Source organism: Marinospirillum alkaliphilum DSM 21637, assembly GCF_900119735.1.
GTDB lineage: Bacteria > Pseudomonadota > Gammaproteobacteria > Pseudomonadales > Halomonadaceae > Marinospirillum > Marinospirillum alkaliphilum.
The window spans coordinates 181,085-201,736 of sequence record NZ_FPJW01000007.1; the positions used below are offsets into that span (position 1 = coordinate 181,085).

A 20,652-nucleotide genomic window follows, 5' to 3' on the forward strand; every position below is an offset into this window, starting at 1 on the left:
GTGAAGGTAGAAATTCTGGGTTGCAGCGGCGGCATGGGACTGGGACAGCACACCACCTGCTACCGGATCAACGAACACACCCTGATGGATGCTGGCAGCGGGCTGGGCAACCTGCCTCAGGATGAGCTGAAAAAAATTCGGCACATCCTGATCACCCATTCCCATCTGGACCACATCTGCTTTCTACCTCTGCTGATTGATAATTTATTCGAGTTTCTCAAGCAACCCATTCATGTATATGCACTGCCGGAAGTGCTCGAGATCCTCAAACAACACATCTTTAACTGGAAGATCTGGCCGGATTTTGCCACCCTGCCCAATCAGGATCACCCGGTGGTTCGCTTCCATACCGTACAAGCCTGGCAACCCGTGGTAGTTGGCGACCTGACATTTACCGCCTTCCCTGTTGAACACATCGTGCCCACCTGCGGTTACCACGTGGTCAGTGAAACCGGACATACCCTGGCCTTCACTGGTGACACCACCTACGGCACGGCGGTGATGCAAGAGCTCAACAAGCTGGGTCAACTGGATGTACTGATGACCGAGTGCGCCTTTCCTGACCGCCTGCTGGAACTGGCCCATGTCTCCAAACACCTGACCCCCAAACTGGTCAAAGACTTTGTAGACGCCATGGCCTACAGACCCAGACAGGTATGGCTATCTCACCTAAAGCCTAGCCAGACCCATGAAATCCGGGCGGAGCTGGAAAAGCTGGACCTGAGTACAAAGCTGGTGCTGCTACAAACCGGGCAGGTGTTTCAGCTTTAACCCAACGAAGTCACCAGAGCACCTCCAGCGCTTCACTCAAGCGGGTTACACCAGTGACCTGCATGCCTTCCGGCGCATCCTTGGGTACATTGCCCTTGGGTACGATGGCTCGGCGAAACCCATGCTTCGCGGCTTCTCGAATGCGCTCCTGGCCACTGGGCACCGGGCGTATTTCACCAGACAGGCCCACCTCACCAATCACCATCAAATCATGGGGTAAGGGCTGATTTTTAAGGGATGACACAATGGCCAGTAGTGCCGCCAGGTCAGCGCCGGTTTCCAGCACCTTCACCCCACCCACCACATTCAGGAACACATCCTGGTCGCCGGTGAAAATCCCACCATGGCGATGCAATACCGCCAGCAACAGTGACAGGCGATTATTGTCCAGCCCCACTGCGACCCGGCGCGGATTACCCAAGGGTGACTGATCAACCAACGCCTGCACTTCCACCAACAAAGGACGAGTACCTTCCCAGGTAGCCAGCACCACACTGCCTGCTGCCGGCTCTTCATCCCGCGACAGGAAAATGGCGGAAGGATTTTTCACCTCTTTCAAGCCGGTTTCCAGCATTGCAAACACACCCAGCTCATTCACTGCACCAAAACGGTTTTTCTGGCCGCGCAGGGTGCGAAAACGTGAGTCACCATCCCCCTCCAGCAACAGGGAGGCATCGATCATATGCTCCAGCACCTTGGGGCCAGCCAGCGAACCATCCTTGGTGACATGTCCAACGAGGAACAGCACGGTGTGGCTCTGCTTGGCAAAACGTGTCAGAAAGGCCGCTGACTCACGCACCTGAGCCACACCACCGGGTGCTGACTGCAGATCATCCACATGCATGGTCTGGATGGAGTCAACAATCAATACCTGCGGCTTTTCCAGCTCAGTTACCGCCAGCAAGTTCTCGACACTGGTCTCGGCCAGCATTTTCAAACCCCGGGTCGGCAGTCCCAGACGCTGGGCGCGCAAGGCCACCTGCTGCAGGGATTCCTCACCCGTGACATAGAGCACCTTTATCAGTTGTGCCAGCTTACAGGCGGTCTGCAACAGCAGGGTGGATTTGCCAGCACCAGGATGGCCACCGATCAAAATGGCCGAACCCGGCACCAGCCCACCGCCCAGTACCCGGTCAAACTCACCAAAGGTGGTCGAAAAACGTGGCAAGGCTTCCAGATTGATGTCAGAAAGATCCTGTACCGCATGGCTCAGGTTTCCGGCAAAACCCGTTCGGGTAGCAGACAAGGGTGCCGAACGCGAGGCCGCACCACTGCCCAGTCGCACCTCCTGAATGGTGTTCCATTCCTTGCAGGCAACACACTGCCCTTGCCACTTGCTGTATTCCGCACCACATTCAATACAAACATAGGCGGTTTTCTGTTTAGCCATCGACCGTCACAGCCCCTTGTTGACAGTTATAAAAAGCACCTGCAGTATAACCAAAACAAAACCCTGCTATCGAAAAGGATACACCATGAAGCGCGAAACCCTTGCCCTGCACCACGCTTACCAGCCTGATAACCAGCACGCCGTGGCAGTACCCATTCACCAGACCACTTCATTCAGTTTTGACTCAGCCCAGCACGCTGCCGACCTGTTTGACCTGAAGGTACAGGGTAACATTTACTCGCGCATCATGAATCCAACCTGTGATGTGCTGGAACAACGCATTGCGGCACTGGAAGGCGGCATTGCGGCACTGGCAGTGGCTTCTGGTATGGCGGCCATCACTTACACCATCCAGACCCTGGCCGAAGCCGGTGACAACATCGTTTCCATCAGCGAGCTTTATGGCGGCACCTACAACCTGTTTGCTCACACCCTGCCACGCCAAGGCATTGAAGTGCGTTTTGCTGACAAGGATGATTTTGCCGCCATTGAATCCCTGATTGATGCCAAAACCAAGGCCGTGTATTGCGAATCCATCGGCAATCCTTCCGGCGGTGTTGTTGATATTGCCAGACTGGCAGAAATTGCTCATCGCCATGGTGTACCGGTCGTGGTCGATAACACGGTTGCCACCCCCTTCCTGTGGCGTCCGATTGAACAGGGCGCTGACATAGTGGTGCACGCAGCCACCAAATACATCGGCGGCCATGGCACCACCATTGGTGGTGTGATTGTTGACTCAGGAAAATTCCCCTGGGCAGAACATGCCGAGCGCTTCCCGCTGCTGAATGAACCTGATGTGTCTTACCATGGCGTCAGTTATACCCGTGACGTAGGTGCGGCAGCTTTTATCGCTCGCGCCAGAGTGGTTCCATTACGCAATATGGGTGCCTGCCTGTCCGCCCAGTCCGCATGGAATCTGCTGCAGGGTCTGGAGACTCTGGCACTGCGCATTGAGCGCATCTGTGAAAACACCCAGTAGGTGGCTGAATACCTGAAAAACCACCCACAGGTAACCTGGGTGAACTATGCCGGCCTGCCGGGCCACAAGGATCATGCACTGGCACAGCAGTACATGGAAGGCAAGGCCTCCGGCATCCTCAGCTTTGGCATCAAGGGCGGCAAAGAGGCCGGGGTTCGTTTTTATGATGCCCTCAAGCTGTTCATTCGCTTAGTGAACATCGGTGACGCCAAAAGCTGTGCCTCCATTCCTGCATCCACCACTCATCGCCAGTTAAACGCCGAAGAGCTGAAAAGGGCTGGTGTGTCTGAAGACATGGTGCGCCTGTCAGTGGGCATTGAACACATTGATGACATTCTGGCGGATCTGGAACAGGCACTGAAAGCGGCCAACTGATCCCTCAGTGCAACAAACCTGCCCTGCCGGTTTTGTGGTGACCGGCAGGGCATTTTTTATGCTTGCCATGCAGGCTGCCGCACATCAGTCTGCAAGTGTTTAAAACACTTTACTGCCATCAAAGATCTGACAAAAAACCTATAAAAACAAAAAACCCGACAAGAACAAAAGGAACCCCCATGACCAACCGTCTCAGCCCTTATTTTGATCTGCCCACTGAAATCAATGGTCTGCCCCAGGATATTCAGGATGCCATTCTGGCCGTACAGGAAAAAGCAGGCTTTGTGCCCAATGTGTTTTTGATGCTGGCCCACCGCCCGGCTGAGTTTCGCGCTTTTTTTGCCTACCACGATGCACTGATGGAACGTGAATCAGACACCCTGACACCGGTGGAAAAGGAAATGATTGTGGTGGCTACCAGTGCCCAGAATCGTTGCCTGTATTGTGTGGTGGCACATGGTGCGATTCTGCGCATTTACAGCAAGGATCCACTGCTGGCCGATCAGGTTGCCATCAATCACCGCACCGCGCCTGTCAGTGAACGCCACCGGGTGATGCTGGATTTTGCCCTCTACATCGGGCTTGAAGTCGGCGAACTGAATGAAAGCTGGATCGAGGAGTTGATGGCTGTTGGCTTCACCCGCGAAGACATCTGGGATATCGGGGCTATCAGTGCCTTTTTTGGACTGTCCAATCGCATGGTGTCACTGACCGGCACACCGCCCAATCCGGAGTTTTACCTGATCGGGCGAGTGCCGAGAGAAAAGCCGTAAAAACACCAGGCCTCAGGCATCACCCTGAGGCTTTTTAACGGCTGCTTTGGGAGCTGCGGGTTTGCGTGGAGCTGGTTTTTTAGCTGCAGCAGTCGTGTTTGCTTTAGCACCACGGTTTGTTGTTGCTGGCTTTGCAGCCGCTGCTACCCGCTGTTTGAGTGGTACATGAGGTGGTGGTTCATCCTTCAGGAAGTCACCGACCGACTGCAGGAAGTCACCCAGCAGCATCTTGCTGACCACAAAAATGTGACCCACATTCTTTTCAATGGTACGGTTCAGTCCACCACGGGTCATCTGCAGGTTCTCTTCATGCCGCCCCCAGCGCTCACTGGTTTTGCAAGAGCCTACCGGTGCAATCGGATCACGCAGGCCACGGTAATCAAACAAGGCAATATCCGCCGTGTTGAGGATGTCCATGTTGACCGGCTTGCCATCCAGCTGTGGATATTTTGAAGGCAACACATAGCGCCCTTCCCAGATTTCATTATCCAGAAAAATTTTACTGATCCACTCCCTGTGAGCCTGCGCAGGGAAACGTGTGCCCGAGTTCAGCCAGTGCAGGAAAGGTGCCGCATCATCGATGGCGCCGGGGTAGTTGGCACGAGCATAAAAACCTTCTGCCACGGTATAAGCCACACCCGGCTGAATCGCATGCATACCCACCTCAATGGTCTGAGGTGGCACATTGCAACTGCCATAAAAAGTCTGCATCACTTCCGGGGTGTAATGTTCACGGATCACATCCCGCATGGGTTTGTGACCACTGTCAGCATCATCAAACAGGATCGGGGTGGTCATCAGCACCACCTGACGGATTTTCAGAACCTGCTCTTCCAGTTCTGCCTCTTCAATCCGTCGAGCCAGATAAGGCATGAACAGTGTGCCACCCATGCAATAGGCCATCACTTCAATGGACTGCTCCGGATGACGTTCGAGAATCATGTCCAGATATTTGTCATGCACGGTTTTGCCAAAAAAGCTCAGCCCAAGATGGCTTTGATCCGGCCCGGGATTGCCATAGTCCACCATGTAGAGGTCGTAACCCATGGCCAACATGCCTTCCACCACCGACTTACCGGGAGCCAGATCAAAGATCTCGCAACGGTTGATCATCGGGCTGGCCATGTAAAGGGTTTTGCCATTGGGCTCTACGCCTTCAGGGCGAGGGTAGTGACGCAGGCGAACAGAGTAGAGCTCCGAGCCGGGAACCGTTTCCCAGGAGCAGGCACCCAGACGGGCATTAGGTGATTCCAGAGCAAAACGGCGCAAATCAAAGGCATCGTGCGCCAGCAGTGCCAGCAGGCGGGACTCACACTCCTGCAGGTACTGCTCATCCGATTCACGCTGTGTCCCTGCCGGACTGGGCTTGCGGTAAGGCTGGCGGGTTTCATCACTGAACACCTCACCAGCAATCACCTGCAGCAGTGAGCGCAACAGGTTTTTCATCGCACGCAGGCGGGTCTGACCAAAACTGTGGTACTGCCATTCCAGCTGTACCAATGCTGCCAGCTGCCCCAGCAACCAGGTCTGCCCAGCAGGTGTACGGCAGGCTTTTTCACACTGCTGACGATCAAAAGTCAGCTTGTACCCCTTGCGGGAAATATTATCGCCGCCCTGATCCAGCTCTTCGCGACTGGCTTTGACCTCACGGGTCAGACTGATCACCAGGCGCTTGATGCGAGCAGCATAAGCAGACTCAATTCGCAGATTATCAATGGCTACAGCATCAGGATCACGCCCTGCAGCCACCGCTTCCTGCGTCGCCTTGACCAGGGGCTTGAGCCAGCCGGTGAACAACTCCTGCGGCACACCAAAAGGTGACATCCAGTCAGCCTGCTGGCGGGATATTGCCATCATGTTTTTCAGCAGTTGGCCATTCAGCCCGCTTAACCAGTTGTGGGTATCCCGAAACCCCGAAACATTATCTGCTGGTGACAGCATGACCGCAGCATCCAGCAAATCAGCGGTCAGACGCGGTGTTGCTGGCATATTATGAATAAAACCTGACATCAGCCCGGAAAAATCATCATTCGTGGACAACATCAACGCACCTCCGGTTGTCGTTTTCTGTTACCAAACACTAGCAGACTGTTAAGCAAGGTTAAAGGGGCTCGGGGTTCAGCGATGCAAACGAGCACTCAGCTCATGCACTGCATCAATCAAGGCACCGGCATGTTCCGGTGGTACGTGCTGGTTGATGCCATGACCCAGATTGAATACGTGGCCAGTACCCGGTCCATAACTGTCCAGAATACGGCCCACTTCTGCACGAATGGCTGCGGGCGGTGCAAACAGGGCGCTCGGATCAAAGTTACCCTGCAGGGCAACCCGATGCCCAACACGACGCCGCGCATCACCCAGTTCGGTGGTCCAATCCAGGCCCAGCGCATCCGTACCGGTGGCTGCAATATGTTCCAGCCACTGACCACCACCCTTGGTGAACAGAATGACCGGCACTTTACGTCCTTCATGCTCACGAATCAGGCCATGAACAATCTGCTCCATGTAACGCAGGGAGAACTCCAGGTATGCAGGTGTTGATAGTGCGCCACCCCAGGAATCAAAAATCTGCACCGCCTGGGCTCCCGCCAGAATCTGGGCATTCAGATAAGCGGTCACCGTCTGGGCCAGTTTATCCAACAGTTGATGCAACACATCCGGCTGACCATAAAGCATTGCCTTGGGATGACGGTATTCACGACTACCCTGACCTTCTATCATGTAAGTTGCCAGGGTCCAGGGGCTGCCGGAAAAGCCGATCAGCGGCACCCGACCATTCAGCTCACGGCGAATGGTGCGCACAGCATTCATCACATAACCCAGGTCCTTTTCCATGTCCGGAATCGGCAGATCCTGCACTTCTTTTTCGGTACGCACAGTTTTCTTGAAACGCGGGCCTTCTCCAGTTTCAAAGTACAGCCCCAATCCCATGGCATCGGGAATGGTAAGAATGTCGGAAAACAGGATCGCAGCATCCAGATCAAAACGCTCCAGTGGCTGCAAGGTCACCTCACAGGCCAGATCTGCATTACGGCACAAATCCATAAAAGTACCCGCCTGCTTGCGTGTTGCCAGATACTCCGGCAGATAACGCCCAGCCTGGCGCATCATCCACACAGGGGTAACATCAACAGGTTCGCGCAACAATGCACGCAGGAAGCGGTCATTCTTCAGTTCCGACATGGGGGTTTCCTGAACAGTTTAGGGTCAGTTTTCAAAGAGTAATCTGCACATTCTAGCCTTCTTCGGCTTGCCGGTCAGTCTTGCAGATCAAAAAACAACAACCAAGGGCTGCCTCTACCTCTGTTACCGAGTAGAATAGTCAGACTTTGATCCCATGATTGACCTGTGAGACTGACCTGTGACCCTGCGTTTTATTGCCTCATCCCGCTTGCCAACCCCCTGGGGTGTATTCACCATGCATGGCTTTGAGGACAATGAAACCGGTAAAGAGCATGTTGCCCTGACCTATGGCGAACTCGGCGGCGATCAGCCAGTGTTGGCAAGGATTCACTCTGAATGCTTAACCGGTGATGCACTGTTTTCACTGCGTTGCGACTGTGGTTTTCAGCTGCAGGAAGCATTAAAGCGTATTGCTGAGGAAGGGCGCGGTGCACTGCTTTATTTGCGCCAGGAAGGACGAGGCATCGGACTGATCAACAAGATCCGCGCCTATCATCTGCAGGACGCCGGAGCCGACACAGTGGAAGCCAATGAAAAGCTGGGGTTTGCTGCTGACATGCGGGACTACTCCATGCTGCCGGTCATGCTGGAACATCTGGGCATTCGCACGGTACGCCTGATGACCAACAACCCCCGCAAGGTGGATGCCTTACAGCGCTATGGCCTGCAAGTCGCAGAACGCCTGGCCATCACTACCGGACTTAATCCTCACAATGCCGGTTATCTGGACACCAAGGCCAGCAAACTGGGACATATGATGAGCAGCGCTGATTTCACAGCTGCCGAAGCAGCTGCAAAAAACAACAAGAACAACTGATCAGTCGCCAATCACCATGACGGCTTCGGCTTCAAAATCCACACCTTTTGGAAGTGCGGCAACCTGCACTGCTGCGCGGGCCGGGTAGGGCTTGTTGAAATAACGTGCCATCACTTCGTTAACGGTAGCAAAGTTGCTCAGGTCGGTCAGATAAAGATTCACCTTCACCACCTCATCCATACTGCCACCAGCGGCTTCACAAACCGCTTTCAGATTCTCGAAAACCTGCACTGCTTGCGCCTCAAAACCGCCACTGACCACTTCCATGGTGGCTGGATCCAGTGCAATCTGGCCAGACAGGTAAACCGTATTACCCACCTTGACGGCCTGAGAGTAAGTACCAATGGCCTGAGGAGCCTTGGCGGTGTTGATGATTGCGCGATTACTCATGGTCTTTCCTGCTTTGTTCAGAGGTTAACGTAAACGAACCACACGACTGACTTCGGGGATCAGCCGCAGCTTTTTCATCACTCGGGCCAGATGCACTCGGTTCTGCACTTGCACCTCCAGCGTGAGTGTAGACAGACGGGCATCTCGCTCGTCCACACTGATGCGCTCCAGGTTGGCATCCATCTCTGTTACCAGCGTGGCAATGCGAGCAATGATACCCCGCTGATGCTCAATTTCCAGTTTCAGGTTAACGCCAAAATCACCAACGGTCTGATCCGCCCAGCGCAGGCTGACACACTTGTCCGGATTGTCACGGATATCTGCCAGATTACGGCAGGTGTCACGATGGACCACGATACCGCTGCCAAAGCTGATATGCCCCAGAATCGAATCACCGGGGATCGGTCGGCAGCAACGGGCAAAACTCACCACCATGCCTTCAGTGCCATGGATGATCATGGAGCCTTCATCCTGAGATGTCTGGCTAGCACCTTCAACATCATCCAGCAGTCTTCTGGCCACCACATAAGCCATGCGTTTACCCAGCCCGATCGCCTCCAGCAACTCCGGCAGACTGGTGACCTCCATTTCCTGCAGCAAGGGCTTCAGGCGCTCTTCCGGCAACTGCTCCAGCCGCACATCAAATTGTGCCAGAGCTTTATCCAGCAAGCGTCGCCCCAGTGCTTCAGATTCGGTTTTCTGCTGCTGCTTGATGTAATGACGTATCGCCGAACGCGCCCTGGCAGTTGTGACAAAAGACAACCAGGCCAGATTGGGGCGTGCACCGGGAGCAGTGATGATTTCCACCGTCTGACCACTTTGCAGCTTGGCTGACAAGGGAGCCAGTTTGCGATCGATGCGGCAGGCCACACAGGCATTACCAATATCGGTGTGTACGGTATAAGCAAAGTCGACCGGCGTAGAACCCTTGGGCATTTCCATGATGTCACCCCGCGGGGTGAACACATAAATCTCATCTGGGAACAGGTCAACTTTAACGTGTTCAATAAACTCCAGCGAGTCGCCAGCGCGCTGCTGCATTTCCAGCAAGCCCTTGACCCACTGACGCGCACGAGCATGGCTGCCTTCGGCAATCGGCCGATCGGTCTGGCCGGCCTTGTACAGCCAGTGAGCAGCCACGCCGTTATTGGCCATGGCTTCCATTTCGCGGGTGCGTATCTGCACTTCGATCGGCATGCCACTGAGACCAAACAGGGTGGTGTGCAGGGACTGGTAACCATTGGCCTTGGGAATGGCGACATAATCCTTGAAGCGGCCCGGCACTGGTTTGTAGGTATTGTGCACGGTACCCAGCGCCCGGTAACAATCATCCACCGTTTCGGTCAGGATGCGGAAGGCATACACATCCATGATGTCGCTGAAGGATTTTTTCTGGTGCTTCATCTTGCGATACAGTGACAGCAGGTTTTTCTCACGACCCATCACCCGGCCTTTCAGGCCATCCTGTTCCAGTCGTTCCTGCAGTCGCTGCTGGATTTTCTTGATCACTTCCTTGCGATTGCCACGAACCTGCTGCACGGCCTTGCGCAGGCGTTCATAACGCATTGGATAAATGGCCTGAAAGCTCAGGTCTTCCAGCTCCAGACGCAGGGTGTTGATACCCAGGCGGTTGGCAATCGGAGCATAAATATCGAGGGTTTCACGGGCAATTCGACGTTTTTTATCACGTCGCAGTGCGCCCAGAGTACGCATGTTGTGCAGGCGGTCGGCCAGCTTGACAATGATGACACGAATGTCCTCAGCCATCGCCAGCACCATCTTGCGGAAGTTTTCCGCCTGAGCTTCAGCCTTGGACTCGAACTTGATCTGGGTCAGCTTGGAAACACCGTCCACCAATTCAGCCACAGCTTCACCAAACTGGCGGGCCACAGCTTCCTTACTGATGCCGGTATCCTCAATCACATCATGCAGCAGGGCAGCAATCAGTGCCTGGTGATCCATGTGCAGGTTGGCCAGAATGGTGGCCACTGCCAGCGGGTGGGTGACATAGTGCTCACCGGAACTGCGCTTTTGGCCATCATGGGCCTGTTCGGCATAAAAATAGGCACGCCGTACCTGCTGAATTTCTTCAGCCGGCAGATAGCCTTTTAATCGGTCACAGAGATCATCTATGGTGTTCATCACCCCACCTTACAGGTATTCAGTGTAGCAATCAGGCGGGGTGAATCGGCACATGGAATCAGAACTCCTGCTGCGGCAGCTCTTCCTGCACCACAACCGGTTTAACGTCTGCTTCATCCAGAATGGAAACGCTGGTCAGATCTTCAGCAATTTCGCGCAACGCCACCACAGTGGCCTTGTCATTTTCCCAAGGCAGGCGGGGTTCCTTGCCACCAATGGTCAACTGACGGGCACGTTTGGTGGCAACCATCACCAGCTCAAAGCGGTTGGCAACGTTTTCAAGACAATCTTCTACAGTAACTCGGGCCATGGGGTGACACCTGCTTGGCAATAATGAAATGGATACCGGACCGAGTATTGTAACGGAGCAGCCGGTCCGGCAACAAGGGGCGAATCAGGAGGCGTTCGGAACCAGGTTGGCCAGCAGCGCTGCCTGATGCTGCATCTGGCGATCCAGCCGCAGACGATTGGCGGTGAAAATAGCCTGCAGCTCGGTCAGCGCCTGGGCAAAGTCATCATTGATCACCAGGTAGTCATATTCCGGGTAATGACTCATTTCACTGATCGCCTGCTGCATGCGCCCTTCAATGATTTCCACGGAATCCTGGCCACGGGCAGTCAGGCGCTGCCGCAGCGCTTCCTGTGAAGGTGGCAGAATAAACACACTGATGGCCTCAGGCATCTGCTTGCGCACCTGCTGGGCACCCTGCCAGTCAATTTCCAGAATCACATCCACACCTGCCGCCAGACGCGCTTCAACCGTCAGGCGCGACGTGCCGTAACAGTTGCCAAACACCTCCGCCCACTCAAAAAAGGCACCCTGATCAACCAGCTTCTGGAAGGCATCACGGTTGGTGAAGTGATAGTTCACACCATCCTGCTCACCGGGGCGCGGCGCACGCGTGGTGTGGGAAACGGAAACTTCCAGTTGTGACAACTGCTGCAACAATGCAGCCACCAGGCTGGTTTTTCCAGCTCCGGAAGGTGCAGACAGAATATAAAGACGGCCTCTGGGTTGAGCCATGATGAACTCCCGATGGTTCGGATCTGAAAAATGCTGCGATTCTATCAAAAACACCATGGAAAAGGATGCAAAACACGCATGCCTGTTGCTGAGCCATCAACCGGACTGCTGTTGTGCCTTTTTGGTTCGAGCCGTGGCCATGGCCTGCAGTGGATCATCTGGCCAGGGGTGCTTCGGATACCGGCCTTTTAATTCCTTGCGCACCTCAAAATAACTGCCCGCCCAGAAACCGGCCAGATCACGGGTCACCTGCACCGGTCGGCGTGCCGGCGACAACAGATGAACCAACAAGGGCACACGCCCATCCACAATTACAGGTGTTGTTGTCTGGCCGAACATTTCCTGCAGCTTGACCGCCAATACCGGCTCCTCACCGGAATAATCCAGGTTGATGCACGAACCACTGGGCACTCGCCACTGCACCGGTGCCAACCGAGCCAAGGCTTGCTGCTGACTCCAGTCCAGACTGTCCAGCAGCCACTGCCCCAGCGGCATTTTCTGCAACTGTTCCAGTCGGGTGATGCCCTGCAGTCGAGGCAACAACCAGCTTTCCGCCCTGGCCAGCAACGCTGCTTCGCTCACCTCAGGCCAGGAGTCACCCAGCACCCGCTGCAGCAGTTTCAGTCGTCCCAGCAACTGCAGATCCGCTTCCGACCAGGGCAACTTGCCACGCTCCCGCAAACCTTCCAGCAATGCCCTGGCCACGGCTTCTGCTGGCATTTGTTGCAACGGGCGACGGGCAAACACCAAAGCGCCAAGTGCCTGTACCTCTTCACCCACTACCCGCTGCTGCGAAGCCTCCCAATACACCCGCACCTGCCAGTCAGATTCAGCAGGCAGTCGGGGTGCCATGACGGCATCCGGCAAAGCCACGGCCTGATAAATTCTGGCACCACTGGCCTGACCATCCAGATCCAGCACCATCAACCATTTTGAGCGCGCCAGCGGGTGACTTGCCGGCAAGAACGCCTGACCACCACGGACCAGTTTGTAACTGACCTGATCAGCACCACCGGATGTTGCTTCCACCTTGCCCTGCCGCAAGGCCACCCGATCCGGGTAAGCACAAAGCAACAGTTCCGCCGCCACATCCAGCCGCTGCAGCTCCAGCGTGCACCCAGCCCGCTGCGCCCATAACCGTGCAGCCTGATACCAGCGCCCATCAGAGCCACCGGTCGCTTTTTGTGGGCGCTGTTCCAGCCGGTGCAACAGATCCGGGTCGTCACCCTGTGGTCGCTCTTCCAGCCAGGCCACCAGCCAGCAGGCCAGCGGCAAGGCCTGCATTTCAGCAGCCTTTTCCAGCAACAATGCCAGACGCGGATCTGTGGGCCAGCGTCGGGCTTTCTGACCGAGGGGTGTCAAACCCATGCGGTCATCCATCAATCCCAGCTGCTGCAACACTTGTCGCCCCACCGCAACGGCGGGAGCAGGGGGTGGTGTCACCCAATCCAGTTGCTGAGGATCTTTAATACCCCAGGCCGCCAGCTCGGCCACCAGACCGGACAGATCCGCCTGCATGATTTCCGGTTCACCGTGAGGCACCAGCAACTGCTCTGCTGACCAGAGGCGATAACACCAACCTTCCGCTTCGCGCCCGGCGCGCCCGGCACGCTGATCGGCACTGGCACGATTGACCCGCCGGGTATCCAGACGTGTCAGGCCGGAGCGCGGCTGAAACACCGGCACTCGCTCCAGACCGGCATCAATCACCACCCGTACACCAGGAACGGTCAGGCTGGATTCAGCCAGCGCGGTGGACAGGATCACCCTGCGCCGACCCTCCGGGTCAGGGCGTAATACAGCCTGCTGCCGGGGCAGCGGCAATTGACCATAAAGTGCTGCCACCAACACACCCGATGTTGCCAGATCCTGCAACTCCCGCTGCAAGCGACGGATTTCTGCCTGTCCGGGCAGAAACACCAACAGATCACCGGCATGCGCTTGCAACGCCTCCCGCACCACTCTGGCCGCCTGCTGCTCCAGCCTGTCTTGCAAAGCTACCGGACGATACAGCAGATGCACCGGAAAACTGCGACCGGGGCAATGAACCACCGGGGTGTCCTGTGGCATCACAGCCAGCAGCGCAGGAACATCCAGCGTGGCTGACATCACCAGTAATTGCAGGTCCTCACGCAAACCCTGCTGCACATCCCGCACCAGCGCCAGCCCCAGATCAGCATCGAGGCTGCGCTCATGAAACTCATCAAAAATGATGCCCGTCACACCATCCAATGCCGGATCATCCTGCAACCAGCGGGTCAGAATGCCCTGCGTGACCACTTCCAGTCGGGTCGCCTTGCTGATTTTCTGCTCACCGCGCACCCGGTAACCCACGGTCTGACCAACCGCTTCACCCAGTTGCTCAGCCATGTAACCCGCCGCCAACCTGGCCGCCACTCGCCTTGGTTCCAGCAATAGCCAACGCCCTTGCTGTACCGAAGCCTGTTGCGCTGAAATCTGCTGCAAAAGCGCCAGTGGCACCCGCGTGGTTTTACCGGCACCCGGTTCTGCCACCAGCAGGCAACTGCCGCTGCGGCTTAACTGCTGCAGCAGGGTCGGAAGTACCGCATCGATGGGTAAGGCAGGATTCATCTGTATCAGACCTGTTGTGCTTTTTTCATCCAGCCCCTTGCAGCAGCAACAGGGCCAGTGTATAAAATAACCACTGTATAAAAAATCAGGAGGCAGTCATGCTTGTCAGTCTCAGTATCCGGCAACTGGCCATCGTTGAAGCGCTGGAGCTGGAGTTTCGTTCCGGCATGACCGTAATCACCGGTGAAACCGGCGCCGGCAAATCCATTCTACTGCAAGCCCTGGGACTGGCACTGGGTGACCGCTCCGACAGTGACAGCATTCGCCACGGTGCTGACCGCGCCGAAATCACTGCCAGTTTTGATCTCAGCCACCTGCCACAGGCCAAAGCCTGGCTGCGCCAGCATGAGCTGGATGATGACGAATGCATCCTGCGTCGCAGCCTGCTGGCCAATGGCCGCTCCAAGGCCTGGATCAACGGCCAGCCCTGCCCGGTGCAACACTTGAAAGAACTGGGTGAAATCCTGCTGGACATTCATGGTCAGCATGCCCACCAGTCATTGCTGCGCCGTGAAACCCACCTGCAGGTACTGGATCATTATGCCGGATTGGAAAGCAGCGTGGCAGCCACCAGCGAAACCTTCCGCAACTGGAATCAGACCCGCCGCAAACTGGAAAACCTTCGGGAACAGGATGATGCACAACGCGCCCGCATCCAGCTGCTGCGTTACCAGGTGGAAGAACTGGATCAACTGGCACTGGGCGATGAAGAACTCAATGAACTGGAAGCTGAACAACACCAACTGGCCAATGCCGAACAACTGATCCAGACCGGCCAGCAAGCACTGCAACTCTGTGATCATGAGGAAGGTGCCGCCTTGCAACAGGTCAACCGTGCACTGGGCCTGCTGCAAGGTGTGCAGGTTGAAGCCCTGAAACAAGTGCAGCAAATGCTGACCGAAGCCCAGATCCAGTTACAGGAAGCCAGCCGTGAACTGGAACACTACACCGGCAATATCGAACTGGACCCGGCGCGCCTGCAGTGGGTGGAAGAGCGACTCAACAGCATCTACCAGACGGCCCGCAAACATCACATCCAGCCCGATGAACTGATGTCTCTGCACCAGCGCCTGAAACAGGAACTGGCAGAACTGGACGGTGATGAAAGCAGCCTTGAGCAGCTCAACAACGAACTGCAACAACTGGCCAGTGATTACCGCCAGCAGACCGAAGCCCTGCGCGAACAACGCCAACAGGCTGCACAGCGCCTGGAAACCGCCATTGACCAGCAACTGGCTTATCTGGGCATGGAAAAAAGCCAGTTCCGCGTTGATTTCCGTGCCATGGATCACTTCCAGCCCAACGGACTGGATGACGTGGAGTTTCTGATTGCCCCCAACCCCGGGCAGCCCCCCAAGCCGCTGGTACGCATTGCTTCCGGCGGTGAGTTATCCCGTATCAGCCTGGCCATTCAGGTGATCACCGCGCAGAGCAGCAGCATTCCGACACTGGTGTTTGATGAAGTCGACGTTGGTATTTCCGGTGCCACCGCCGAAATAGTTGGTCGACTGCTGAAACAACTGGCCAGTCGTGGACAGATCCTCTGTGTCACCCACCTGCCGCAGGTGGCAGCCCAGGGTGATCAGCACCTGCATATCCACAAACAGACGGCAGACAATGCCACACTGACGCACATGGCGTTACTGGATGAACAGGGACGGGTGGCCGAACTGGCCAGGATGCTGGGAGGAATCAAGTTGTCAGAACAGACACTGGCTCATGCCAGGGAAATGCTCAGCGGCAGTCGCCACTAAGTTGCAACACCCGGCATCCAGCTGATGCCGGGCAAACACAGCCTCTAAACCGAAATCAGCGCTCGCGTTTCTTGCGCACGTATAGCACCAGCGCATGATCCACCAGCTCAAGGCCATGCTCTTTCACCAGCTCATGTTGACGGCGCTCGATGGCCTCATCAAAAAACTCGATGACTTCACCAGTGTCCACATTCACCATGTGATCATGGTGATCTTCCTTGGACAGCTCAAACACCGCATGGCCACCATCAAAATTGTGCTTGTCCACCAGACCGGCAGCTTCAAACTGGGTCAGCACCCGGTAAACCGTTGCCAGCCCAACATCCTCACCACTCTCGATCAGCGCCTTGTAAACATCTTCAGCACTCAGGTGATCTTCAGAAAATTTTTCCAACACCTGCAGAATCTTGATGCGCGGCAGGGTCACCTTGAGACCGGCTTTTCTTAATTCCTGGTTTTCGTCAGCCATCAGACTTCTCTTTGCAAAAGTGATCAGAATGCTTCGCTGAAGCGTTGTGTTTTAAGTATCATGTTCATCTTACTATTATTGTCCGAAGCGAATCAGAGTTAAACCCATTCATGATGAAAAAACCGACCAAAATACTCACCTATGCTCTTTTTGTGCTGCTATTAGGTGGCTGTAGCTGGCTCAGTCCATTCAAACTGGATATCCAGCAGGGCAATATCCTGGATGAAGAGGCCATTGCCCAACTCTCAACCGGCATGACCGAGGAACAGGTGGTTTTTCTGTTAGGCACGCCACTGCTGACCGCACCAGACAACCCGGCCCAGTGGGATTACATCTATCAGCTGCGCAGAGGGGAAAAACTGCTCGAGCGCGAAAAGTTGCGCCTGATGTTTACGCCCGACGACCAGGGCAACCTGCGCCTCAGTGAAATCAACCACCAACCCTGAGGTCAGTCTGACTGACGCGCCGCCCGCTGCGCCCTGGATGCTTTGGGGTCAGCTACCAGCGGGCGATAAATTTCAATCCGATCCCCGTCCTGCACAAGCTGCGCGTCGGGCTTTGCCACCTGCTTACTGAATATACCCAGCTTGCAGGAACGGATATCCAGCCCCGGAAAATGCTGCTCCATACCCGACTGCAGCGCGGCATCCAGCACACTGGTACCGGCCTGCACTTCCAAAGCGAGAATCTTCTGTTTTTCCGGTAAAGCATAAGCCACTTCAATGGATATCCGTTGCTCATCCGCCATGCTTGCCATACACCTCGTCTGCACGTTTTACAAAAGCGTCCACCTGACTGGCCGCCATCTGGCTGAATAAAGGAGACAAGGCAGCCGAGATCACTTTTCCGGCAATCTCAAAATCCAGATCAAAACTGACCTTGCAGGCATATTCAGCCAGCGGCTGAAATACCCAGCGTCCTTCCAGTTTACGAAATGGCCCATCCACCAGCTTCAGCTCAATGCGCTCAGGCTCGAACAACTCATTACGCGTGGTGAAGCGATAACTCATACCCGCTTTGGAAAGCTCCAGCTCGCCGACCAGATAGGCTTCCTCACGGTGAATCAGACGTGCATCACTGCAACCCGGCAGGAATTTAGGGTAAGATTCACAGTCATTGACCAGATCAAACATTTCTTTCGCCGAATGCATCACCAACGCCGAGCGACTGATGCGGCTCATAGGCAACTCCAATTCATTTCCGCTTTGGATTGGATTCTAACATGAGCCTCCAGGTCTGCACCGGCAACTTCCTGCTGCTGCGGCAATTTACGCCAAGAGTTAACACCAGTCATGGGTAAAACATCCAAGAACAAACCTGACAGCAATACCATTGCTGTCAACCGCCGGGCCAGGCACGAATACCACATCGAAGAAACTTTCGAAGCAGGTCTGGTACTAACCGGCTGGGAAGTCAAAAGCATGCGAGCGGGCAAATGCCAGCTGACCGACACCTACATCCTGATCAAGAATGAAGAGGCCTGGCTGCTAGGCTCCCATATCACGCCACTAAACACTGCATCAACTCACGTGGTGGCTGACCCGACCCGTACCCGCAAACTGCTGCTGCACAAAAAGGAAATTGCCCGCCTGCTGGGACAGATCAACCAGAAGGGATACACCTGTGTGCCACTCTCCATCTACTGGAAGGGCAACAAGATCAAATGCCAGCTGGCACTGGTGAAAGGCAAACAACTGCATGACAAGCGCGCCACCGACAAGGACCGCGAATGGGAGCGCCAGAAAGGCCGCATCATGCGTGAGCGAAACAAATAATCATCGGGAACTTTTCCCGGCGCTGATGGTTTAAGGTTGGGACTGTGCTAGAATGCACAAACACTTAAAGGGGACGTCCTGGCTTCGACGCCGGTAGCAAAACCTGAGGTGCATGCCGAGAGGGAAGTGACTCTCGTAAATCAATTGCTTCAACGTTATAGTCGCAAACGACGACACTTACGCTCTGGCCGCTTGAGCCACTCCTGAAACCATGTTGCCTGCCGCAGGCGGATGGAGATACTGAGCGCAGATAGACAGGATCGCAGCAAAGATCGCCTTCGTCGGCGCTGCTAAAACTCAATCGAAGGATCGCTGAAGGGTATCCTGTTCGTCGGAGACCTGCCAGTTAAAACAAATGACGAAACTAAGCATGTAGATCCAAGGGCAGAGTGCCGACGGACGCGGGTTCAACTCCCGCCGTCTCCACCAATAACAAAACCCCAACCGTTCTCGGTTGGGGTTTTTTCTTGCGCGATCTCGCCGGTTCCCACGTGTTCTTGGGGGGTTCCTGCGGAAGCCTGCGGACTTCGCCAGCCGCCCGAATTGGCCGTTCCGGGCCACATTCCACTCTCTCCTGGCCATTCCTCGCTCCGACCTCGCTCCCTGGAACTGGCCCGAAGTTCGCAAAGGCCGCAACGCAGGCCCATACAGATCAAAGGGTTACGCGCGGACGAATCAAGCGGTTGGATTGCTGCATTGGCTACCGGAGTGGGCAAACGTCCCTAGCGCAAAGCCAGCAGTCTTACCGTGCGTTCTATTCGATCTGGTCAAACAGTTTCTGCGCAGCGAGCCTGGCAGCGGCGTCTTGCGCCGGAGCAAGCGGTTCAAGATCTACCCCGTCACAACCTGCGACGTAGGCTGGACCGCCGACGTCATCGTCGTAGTCCGAACCGTCCTCGTTGATGGCGTAGTGCGCGTCCTGAGTCAGATCCGTTCCGACCAACTGCGAGAGATACACCCACGTCCAGCATCGCTGTAGGTCACCTTGATCGTGTTCCTCAATGAGCTGGAGCATGGCGTCCGTATCTCCCCCCTCGGCAGCCAGCGTCAGCCAATGCTTGACGTCTGAAGTGCGGCCCATGCGTTCTGCGATCGACGCAATCGCTGCTGGGTCAGCATCGACGCCGTGGCGCGACTGCTCGAAGAAGGACGGATCGTCAAATCGATCCGCCAAGTCGAGAAGCGCATCCTGATTCCCCAGTCGACTGGCCTCCCTCAGGTGCCGCGAGTACTTCTCGGCTTGAGCGAGACGAGCCTCGTGGGCTTCGGCCCACTCCTTTTCCACCCCCGTCAGGACACGGCCCTGCTGCCCCTGGGAGTACCAATAGGAACTTCCAGCGTCCGGGTCGTCTTCATCGTCAGGGGCGTGTATCAGCGCCAGCGCGTAGTGAGCCAGGGCATTGCCCTTACTAGCCGCCGCAGCCAATCCATCTAGAAGGTGAACCGCCCCGGCTTTCCCGGAGGCTCATTCCCTTGAGAGGATTGAGCGATGAGAAAGTCAGCGAAGTTTTCCCCTGAGGTACAGGAGCGGGCGGTCCGCTTGGTGCTTGAGCACCAGTCGGAACACGGATCGCAGTGGGCGGCGATCGGATCGGTGGCCGGGAAGATCGGCTGCACGTCGGAGACATTGCGACGGTGGGTGCGCCAGGCGGAGCGCGACCAAGGCAAGCGGCCGGGGCCGACGACCAGTGAGACCGAACGGATCAAGTCGCTCGAACGCGAGGTGCGCGAGCTGCGCCAGGCGAACGAGATCCTGCGCAAGGCCAGCGCATATTTTGCCCATGTTAATGGCCAACTAAACTGACCCTCTTCTGGCCATTAATTTTGACCCACCTCCGGGGTGGCTTTGGCCACCAGAACCAGTACCTTCCCTGAATCATTTTGCTCAAGGGGAAGGGGTTTGAAGGAGTGGGTTGTGATTCATAAAATCAAAGCATTGCATGATAACGGCCAGGGCCTTTCCGTCCGAGCCATCAGTAAGCAGTTGTCCATTTCTCGCAATACCGTTCGCAAGTATCTGCGCCTATCGGAAGCAGCCATTCATGGTCAGCAGTCCGATCCCAGCCGCACTAAAAAGCTGGATGATTACCGCAGTTATCTGGTGTACCTGCTGGGTGAGTTTCCCAAGCTGAGTGCCGTCAAGGTGGCCCGTAAGCTGCAGGCTAAATTCGGCTCCATTCCCGCCTCAGATCGCAGTCTGCGCCGTTATATTCAA

General features: G+C 55.8%; 18 protein-coding genes, 1 other RNA gene and 3 pseudogenes. 10 read left to right on the forward strand and 12 right to left on the reverse strand.

Annotated elements, in window-relative coordinates; translation table 11 throughout:
• Entirely contained in the window at positions 1-771 is a 771-nt protein-coding gene (locus tag BT114_RS10715) for a 3',5'-cyclic-nucleotide phosphodiesterase (protein ID WP_084662153.1), read from the forward strand.
• A 10-nt stretch (positions 772-781) separates the two neighbouring features.
• Here the strand turns inward: BT114_RS10715 and radA are convergent, their stop codons facing one another.
• Positions 782-2,161 carry a DNA repair protein RadA gene (radA, locus tag BT114_RS10720; RefSeq protein ID WP_072326465.1) on the reverse strand — a complete coding sequence of 460 codons (1,380 nt, stop codon included), beginning with the start codon at positions 2,159-2,161 and terminating at the stop codon, positions 782-784.
• Positions 2,162-2,246: 85 nt separating this feature from the next.
• Between radA and BT114_RS10725 the strand changes: the two are divergent.
• Together BT114_RS10725 and BT114_RS10730 are read left to right on the forward strand one after the other, a co-directional pair.
• Positions 2,247-3,518, forward strand: a pseudogene (locus tag BT114_RS10725) (O-acetylhomoserine aminocarboxypropyltransferase/cysteine synthase family protein).
• A gap of 179 nt (positions 3,519-3,697) precedes the next feature.
• Positions 3,698-4,291, forward strand: coding sequence for a peroxidase-related enzyme (locus BT114_RS10730; protein WP_072326466.1), 594 nt, complete (start codon positions 3,698-3,700; stop codon positions 4,289-4,291).
• Positions 4,292-4,303: 12 nt separating this feature from the next.
• Here the strand turns inward: BT114_RS10730 and BT114_RS10735 are convergent, their stop codons facing one another.
• Entirely contained in the window at positions 4,304-6,334 is a 2,031-nt protein-coding gene (locus BT114_RS10735; RefSeq protein ID WP_072326467.1) for an alpha/beta hydrolase, read from the reverse strand.
• A gap of 75 nt (positions 6,335-6,409) precedes the next feature.
• Positions 6,410-7,474, reverse strand: a complete 1,065-nt coding sequence (gene hemE, locus BT114_RS10740) for a uroporphyrinogen decarboxylase (RefSeq protein WP_072326468.1) — start codon at positions 7,472-7,474, stop codon at positions 6,410-6,412.
• A 178-nt stretch (positions 7,475-7,652) separates the two neighbouring features.
• Here hemE and ribA point away from each other — a divergent pair, with 178 nt between their 5' ends.
• Positions 7,653-8,291, forward strand: coding sequence for a GTP cyclohydrolase II (gene ribA, locus BT114_RS10745; protein ID WP_072326469.1), 639 nt, complete (start codon positions 7,653-7,655; stop codon positions 8,289-8,291).
• On the opposite strand, the gene BT114_RS10750 is transcribed toward ribA, so the two are convergent.
• The 5 genes from BT114_RS10750 to hrpB form a co-directional block, all read right to left on the reverse strand.
• On the reverse strand, positions 8,292-8,681 hold the full coding sequence (locus BT114_RS10750; RefSeq protein ID WP_072326470.1) for a RidA family protein: 390 nt from the start codon (positions 8,679-8,681) through the stop codon (positions 8,292-8,294). It abuts the gene before it with no gap.
• Positions 8,682-8,705: 24 nt separating this feature from the next.
• On the reverse strand, positions 8,706-10,823 hold the full coding sequence (gene spoT / locus BT114_RS10755) for a bifunctional GTP diphosphokinase/guanosine-3',5'-bis pyrophosphate 3'-pyrophosphohydrolase (protein ID WP_072326471.1): 2,118 nt from the start codon (positions 10,821-10,823) through the stop codon (positions 8,706-8,708).
• A gap of 58 nt (positions 10,824-10,881) precedes the next feature.
• On the reverse strand, positions 10,882-11,133 hold the full coding sequence (rpoZ, locus tag BT114_RS10760; protein ID WP_072326472.1) for a DNA-directed RNA polymerase subunit omega: 252 nt from the start codon (positions 11,131-11,133) through the stop codon (positions 10,882-10,884).
• An 84-nt stretch (positions 11,134-11,217) separates the two neighbouring features.
• Complete coding sequence (gene gmk / locus BT114_RS10765) at positions 11,218-11,847, reverse strand: guanylate kinase (RefSeq protein WP_072326486.1); 630 nt, start codon at positions 11,845-11,847, stop codon at positions 11,218-11,220.
• A gap of 96 nt (positions 11,848-11,943) precedes the next feature.
• Entirely contained in the window at positions 11,944-14,439 is a 2,496-nt protein-coding gene (hrpB, locus tag BT114_RS10770) for an ATP-dependent helicase HrpB (RefSeq protein ID WP_072326473.1), read from the reverse strand.
• A 98-nt stretch (positions 14,440-14,537) separates the two neighbouring features.
• Here hrpB and recN point away from each other — a divergent pair, with 98 nt between their 5' ends.
• Positions 14,538-16,193, forward strand: a complete 1,656-nt coding sequence (gene recN, locus BT114_RS10775) for a DNA repair protein RecN (RefSeq protein ID WP_072326474.1) — start codon at positions 14,538-14,540, stop codon at positions 16,191-16,193.
• Positions 16,194-16,248: 55 nt separating this feature from the next.
• Here the strand turns inward: recN and fur are convergent, their stop codons facing one another.
• Positions 16,249-16,662: a ferric iron uptake transcriptional regulator gene (fur, locus tag BT114_RS10780; protein WP_072326475.1), complete on the reverse strand. Its 414-nt coding sequence runs from the start codon at positions 16,660-16,662 to the stop codon at positions 16,249-16,251.
• A 110-nt stretch (positions 16,663-16,772) separates the two neighbouring features.
• On the opposite strand from fur, the gene BT114_RS10785 reads away from it, so the two are divergent.
• Positions 16,773-17,108 (forward strand): outer membrane protein assembly factor BamE, encoded by a 336-nt coding sequence (locus BT114_RS10785; RefSeq protein WP_084662155.1) that lies wholly within the window; start codon positions 16,773-16,775, stop codon positions 17,106-17,108.
• A 2-nt stretch (positions 17,109-17,110) separates the two neighbouring features.
• Here BT114_RS10785 and BT114_RS10790 read toward each other — a convergent pair whose 3' ends face one another.
• Positions 17,111-17,410, reverse strand: a complete 300-nt coding sequence (locus tag BT114_RS10790; RefSeq protein ID WP_072326488.1) for an RnfH family protein — start codon at positions 17,408-17,410, stop codon at positions 17,111-17,113.
• Positions 17,400-17,843, reverse strand: a complete 444-nt coding sequence (locus BT114_RS10795; protein ID WP_072326476.1) for a type II toxin-antitoxin system RatA family toxin — start codon at positions 17,841-17,843, stop codon at positions 17,400-17,402. The genes BT114_RS10790 and BT114_RS10795 overlap by 11 nt, the downstream gene beginning before the upstream one ends.
• Positions 17,844-17,954: 111 nt before the next feature.
• On the opposite strand from BT114_RS10795, the gene smpB reads away from it, so the two are divergent.
• Complete coding sequence (gene smpB, locus BT114_RS10800) at positions 17,955-18,437, forward strand: SsrA-binding protein SmpB (RefSeq protein WP_072326477.1); 483 nt, start codon at positions 17,955-17,957, stop codon at positions 18,435-18,437.
• A 69-nt stretch (positions 18,438-18,506) separates the two neighbouring features.
• Positions 18,507-18,866: a transfer-messenger RNA gene (gene ssrA / locus BT114_RS10805) on the forward strand.
• A 325-nt stretch (positions 18,867-19,191) separates the two neighbouring features.
• Here ssrA and BT114_RS15060 read toward each other — a convergent pair.
• On the reverse strand, positions 19,192-19,611 hold the full coding sequence (locus BT114_RS15060; protein WP_218163499.1) for a hypothetical protein: 420 nt from the start codon (positions 19,609-19,611) through the stop codon (positions 19,192-19,194).
• A gap of 315 nt (positions 19,612-19,926) precedes the next feature.
• Between BT114_RS15060 and BT114_RS10815 the strand changes: the two are divergent.
• Positions 19,927-20,214: pseudogene (locus BT114_RS10815) on the forward strand (transposase); the annotation flags it as partial.
• Between the two features lie 138 nt (positions 20,215-20,352).
• Positions 20,353-20,652: pseudogene (locus BT114_RS10820) on the forward strand (helix-turn-helix domain-containing protein); the annotation flags it as partial.